This window comes from Bradyrhizobium sp. (genome assembly GCF_049798375.1).
Taxonomy (GTDB): Bacteria; Pseudomonadota; Alphaproteobacteria; order Rhizobiales; family Xanthobacteraceae; genus Bradyrhizobium.
Map to the genome: position 1 here is coordinate 1 of NZ_JBARGP010000790.1, position 5,413 is coordinate 5,413.

Genomic DNA, 5,413 nt, shown 5'->3' on the forward strand with positions numbered 1-5,413 from the left:
AGCATCCGCGCACTCGGTGCACCCTCTCCCCTTGTGGGAGAGGGTGGCGCGAATGAGCGAAGCGAAATTCGCGGCGGGTGAGGGGTCTGTCTCGGCGTTGTCGCTCGCGGAGAGAGACCCTCACCCGCCTACGATGCTTCGCATCTCCGGCACCCTCTTCCGCAAGGGGAGAGGGTGCACCGCCGATGCCGCTTGAGCCCAAGTGATATCGCTTAGTCCGCCATTAGCAGGTCCGGCTCCTTGTAGTTCGCCGGATCGAGCTCCCACTTCTTCAATAGCTCCTGGTGGATGCCGGCCTTCTGCACCTCGATAAGCGCGGCCATGACGGCGTCGCGGAATTGCGGCTTGTCCTTGGGCACGCCGATGCCGACGGAATAGGGGATGGTCACCGCGATCGCCTTCTCCAGCTTGTCCGGATTGGCCTTCACCGCCTGGTCCACCGTGTTGACGTCGTTGATGTAGGTGTCGGCGCGGCCGGCGAGGATCGCCTGGATGCAGTTAGCGTTGTTTTCATAGAGCTGCAGGGTCGGCTCCGGCTTGCCGGCTTCCTTGCACTTCGGCGCCATGTCCTGCACCAGCGGCACCTCGACGAAGCCGGTGTTCTCGGCGGCCGCCGCGTCGCACAAGGTCAGGTCGATGCCGTGAATGCCCTTCGGATTGCCCTTGGCAACCAGCACGCCGTCGAACACCTTGGAATAGGTGATGAAGTCGGCGGCCTTGGCGCGCTCCTTGGTGGCGTAGATGTCGGAGATCACGATGTCGGCCTGGCCGCTCGCCAGCGTGGTCAGGAGTGCGGCGAACGTCACCGGCTTGTAAGTCAGCTTGAATCCGAGGCAGTCGCCGATCGCTTCGCCGAGATCAATGTCGAACCCGACATATTTACTCGGGTCCTTCGGATCGATCGCCTCATAGCCAGGTGTATGCGGGTTGATGGCGTTGACCAGCGTCTTGCCTTTCCAGTCCGGATATTTGGCCTGCAGCGCTGCGCAGCCCGCGGGCGTGGCTGCGTGCACGTCGGTGGGAGACAGTAGCCCTGTGGCGACGACCGCGCCGAGCGCGGCAAGCCAGGCGCGTCGCGCCTTGGTGGAAAGCCAATTCTGCATGTTGCCAGCTCCTTCGATGATGGTCGCATGGTCCCGACGGTGCTGTGATGCCGTCGTTCCGGTCCAGGCTCGAAGGAAAGCTTAAGTGCGCATGTCGCCTGCAGACTTGTCCGAGCGCGCACAAAAAGTTGGACAGTGCCGGTTCAAGAAATGAGCAGGCGCTGCTCAAAAACTATTCGTCTTCGAGTCATGCAGTGTGAGGTTGTGGATGATAGATGGCTCGCGCCCGAGTTTGCTTCTTGGCGCTGATGAGACGATCGCGCACATCGGATCGGCCCCCCGCGCGACGCAGCGCGTCATCTGCGGCGTCGCAAAAAGCGGTTGGATGCATCACGTTATGCACGCGCTGCGGGCTTGGCGAAAAGGGCGGCGTCGGACTACGATGCGTGCGGCCCGCTTTTGGATCTGGTCCTGGGCTTGTGGGATGCTCAGCGTGACAAGGTATCTGCAATGTTTCTCCGTTTGACGGATCAGCCGTCGCTCGGCCGCGTCCTGATGCGGACGCTGATTGCAGTCGCCTATCTCATCATCTTTGCGCCTGTCTTCATGATCGTGGTGACGAGCTTCTTCGCGCAGGAGATCATCAGCTTTCCGCCACCGGCCTTGTCGCTGCAATGGTACGCGAATGCGTGGCATAAGCCGGAGTTCTTCCGCGGCCTGACCACCAGTCTGGAGGTCGCGTTGCTGACGGCGGCGATCGGCGTGCCGATCGGCACCATGGCTGCGCTCGCGATCGTTCGCGGCGAATTTCCGGGGCGAGGGGCGCTCAGTTCGTTCCTGCTGGCGCCGCTCGCGGTGCCCGGCGTGGTCGCGGGCTCCGGCCTTTATATGTTCTATGTGATGGCGGAAGATTTTTTCGACCGCGACATCAAGGCGACGACGGGCGGACTGGTCGCGGCGCACACGCTGCTGGCGATCCCGTGGACCGTTCGCCTCGTCGTCGCAAGCCTGCAGGGACTGGATCGCCGTGCCGAGGAGGCGGCGGCCAATCTCGGCGCCAATCCCTTTACCGTCTTCCACCGTATCACGCTGCCGATGATGCGGCCCGGCATCGTCGCAGCCGCAATGTTCTCCTTCATTCAGAGCTTCGAAAATCTCGACCTGTCGATGCTGCTGGTCGGCCCCGGCCGGATCACGCTGCCGGTCGCGATGCTGAACTATCTCGAATTCCGGATCGATCCGACCTTGGCCGCGGTCGCGACCGTGCAGATCACCCTTGTCGGCCTGCTGATGGTAGTAACCGACCGCTTCGTCAAGCTGTCGCGGGTGGTCTGATGTCGAGTCTCGCGATCGAGAAGCTGACCAAGCGCTTCGGCGCATCGGTGGCCGTGGATGAACTCGACCTTGTGGTGCGTGAGGGCGAACTGGTGGCGCTGCTCGGGCCCTCCGGCTGCGGCAAGACCACGACCTTGCGCATGGTCGCGGGCTTCCTGCCGCCGTCGGGCGGACGCGTGCTGTTCGACAAGGAAGACGTGACCCGGCTGCCCGCCTACAAGCGCGCGACCGGCATGGTGTTCCAGTCCTATGCGCTGTTTCCGCACATGAGCGCGGCCGACAATGTCGGCTTTGGCCTGGAGATGCGCGGGCTGAATGCGACCGAGCGCCGCAGCAAGGTCGAAGACGCATTGAACCTGGTGCGGCTGTCGCATCTCGCCGAACGGTTGCCGCGAGAACTCTCCGGCGGCCAGCAGCAGCGCGTGGCGCTAGCCCGCGCGCTGGTGATCAACCCGCGCATCTTCCTGCTCGACGAGCCGTTATCGAACCTCGACGCCAAGCTGCGCGCGGAGGTGCGGCTCGAGATCCGCTCGCTGCAGCAGCGGCTCGGCCTCACCACCTTGATGGTCACGCATGATCGCGAGGAGGCGCTGACCATGGCCGATCGCCTGGTGGTCATGGAGAATGGCCGCGTGCGCCAGATCGGCACCCCGCGCGAGCTCTACGATGCGCCGAAGGATGCATTCGTCGCCGATTTCGTCGGGCGCTGCAACATCCTCACCGGCCGCCGCGAGAGCGCTACCCAGTTCCGCACCGATAGCGGCCTCTTGCTGCCGGTCGACAGCGCGGCCGATGAGTGCAAGGATGCGAGCGCGTTCGCGCTGCGGCCGGAGCGGATCGCGCTCAAGGCCGGCGGCGCCGATGGCATCCAGGGGCGGCTCAAGGCCGTCACCTATATGGGCGCGCAGACCGAGTATGTCGTCGCCGTCGGTGCGGAGGCCATGGTCGTCGTGCAGCCGACGCCGGGCGCCGGTGAGCCGCTGGCCCCGCTGAAGCCGGACGACAGCGTTTCTCTGCAATGGGACTGTAAGGCCCCGCGCCTTGTTCCACGAACATTGCATTAATGTCTGAGAGGTCACCATGATTTCACGACGTCATTTTCTCTCCGCCACCGCCGGCGCCGCTGCGTTGGCCTCCAATCTTCCCACCGCGCGTGCCGATGGCGGCCAGGTCGTGGTCGGCACCTGGGGCGGCGATTACGGCCAGCTGCTCAGCGACATCATCGACAAGCCGCTGATGGCGCCGAAAGGTTTTGAGATCGTGCAGGACGTGGCCAATGCCGATCCGCGCAAGACCAAGCTGCTGGCGGAGCGGCAGAGCCGGCGCGGCTCGATGGACGTGGCGTGTTTGTCGGACAACGACATGTACATCGTCGCGCAGACCGGCACGTTCGATCCTGTCGATGCCAAGCAAGTGATGCGGCTCGGGAAGGTGTTTCCGGAACTGCGCAGCGACATCGCGATCCCGCACATCTATTCGGCGCAGGTGATCCTCTACAACACCAACCAAGTGAAGACGCCGCCGCAATCCTTTGCCGACCTCTGGGATCCGAAATGGCGCGGCCGTGTCGGCCTTGCCGACATTCTCTATCCCAACAACACGCTGGCGGCGGCGCTCGCGGGCGGTGGCGGCCCGAACAATCTCGATCCGGCCGAGAAGAAGCTGCTGGAGTGGCGCTCGCTCGACGTGAAGATCTATCCGTCGAACGAGGCCTTGGCGGCGGCGCTGAAGTCGGAGGAGGTGTGGCTGACCACGATGTGGCTGGCGCGCGGCTTCATGTGGAAGAAGGCCGGCATCCCGCTCGGCCATGTGGTGGCGAAAGAGGGCGCGCCGGCGATCGTGTTCCAGGCTTCGGTGCCGAAGAACGCCCGGAATAAGCCGGGTGGCTTCGCTTATCTGGATGCGATGCTGGATGCCAAGGCCCAGATCGGCTTCGCCGACAGGATGGGCTATGTGCCGACCGTGACCGACGCGGTGCTGCCGCAGGAACTCGCCGCGCAGGTGAGCCTCACTGAATCCGAGCGCGCGCGACTGCTGAAGCCGGATTATGCCTATGCCGCCGGGCGCACCCAGCGCACGCAGGATTTCTGGAACAAGGAGTTCAAGGGCTAGTCCGTCGTTTCCTGAAATCGGCTGTCGTAGGATGGGTGGAGCGCAGCGATACCCATCACTCTGATCAATATGCTCGGCCAGACGATGGGTATCGCTGCGCTCAATCGATCCTACGTTCCTCGCATCACGACGATCAGAACTTTGGAAACTGCACCATGGCACTCCTGATCGTCCCCGCCTGTCTCCTGGTGCTGGCGCTCCTGGTCGGCCCGATGATCCTGATGTTCCGGATATCGCTCAACCAGTTCAGCCCGACGCAGCTGATGATCCAGGCGGTCTCGCCGGAGAATTACATCAAGGCGGCGACCGATCCGTACTATCAGGAGATCATCGCGACCACGCTCGGCATCGCGCTGCTCTGCACCTTGCTGACGCTTGTGCTCGCGTTTCCGGCCGCCTATTGGCTCGGCCGGATCGAGAGCCGCTGGAAGAGCCTTGCGGTGATCGCGACATTGTTTCCGCTACTGGTCGGCAATGTCGTGCGCTCCGCGGGATGGATGGCACTGTTCGCCCGCGGCGGCCTCGTCAACCTGGTGCTGCTCAAGCTCCACATCATCTCCGAGCCGCTCGAGATCATGTACACGCCGAAAGCGGTGATCGTCGGCATCATCGCCGTGGTGCTGCCCTATATGATCCTGACGCTGTCCGCCGTGATCGAGAGCATCCCGCGCGATCTGGAAGATGCCGCCGCCAATCTCGGCGCTTCGGGCGCGCGAATCTTCTGGCGCGTGATCCTGCCGCTGTCGGCGCCCGGCGTCGCCGCCGGCTCGATCCTGGTGTTCGTGCTGTGCATGAACACCTATGCCACCGCGGTGCTGCTCGGCGGCCCCCGATTCACGATGATGGCGCCTGCGGTCTACGACCAGTTCGTGCGCGGCAACAACTGGCCGATGGGCGCCACGCTCGCCTTCATGCTGCTGGCG

The 5,413-nt window shown here is 63.9% G+C and carries 5 protein-coding genes; 4 read left to right on the plus strand and 1 reads right to left on the minus strand.

What is annotated here, in order from left to right; all coding sequences use genetic code 11:
- Positions 1-212: 212 nt before the first annotated feature.
- Positions 213-1,103 (minus strand): ABC transporter substrate-binding protein, encoded by an 891-nt coding sequence (locus tag WA702_RS30115; protein ID WP_425114174.1) that lies wholly within the window; start codon positions 1,101-1,103, stop codon positions 213-215.
- A 450-nt stretch (positions 1,104-1,553) separates the two neighbouring features.
- Between WA702_RS30115 and WA702_RS30120 the strand changes: the two genes are divergently transcribed.
- The 4 genes from WA702_RS30120 to WA702_RS30135 all read left to right on the plus strand — a co-directional run.
- Positions 1,554-2,378, plus strand: coding sequence for an ABC transporter permease (locus tag WA702_RS30120; protein WP_425114175.1), 825 nt, complete (start codon positions 1,554-1,556; stop codon positions 2,376-2,378).
- Positions 2,378-3,442 carry an ABC transporter ATP-binding protein gene (locus tag WA702_RS30125; RefSeq protein ID WP_425114176.1) on the plus strand — a complete coding sequence of 355 codons (1,065 nt, stop codon included), beginning with the start codon at positions 2,378-2,380 and terminating at the stop codon, positions 3,440-3,442. The genes WA702_RS30120 and WA702_RS30125 overlap by 1 nt, the downstream gene beginning before the upstream one ends.
- A gap of 16 nt (positions 3,443-3,458) precedes the next feature.
- A complete protein-coding gene (locus WA702_RS30130) occupies positions 3,459-4,490 on the plus strand; it encodes an extracellular solute-binding protein (RefSeq protein WP_425114177.1) in 1,032 nt (343 codons plus the stop codon).
- 155 nt (positions 4,491-4,645) lie between these two features.
- Positions 4,646-5,413 (plus strand): ABC transporter permease (locus WA702_RS30135; protein WP_425114178.1); only part of this gene is annotated, 768 nt, incomplete at its 3' end.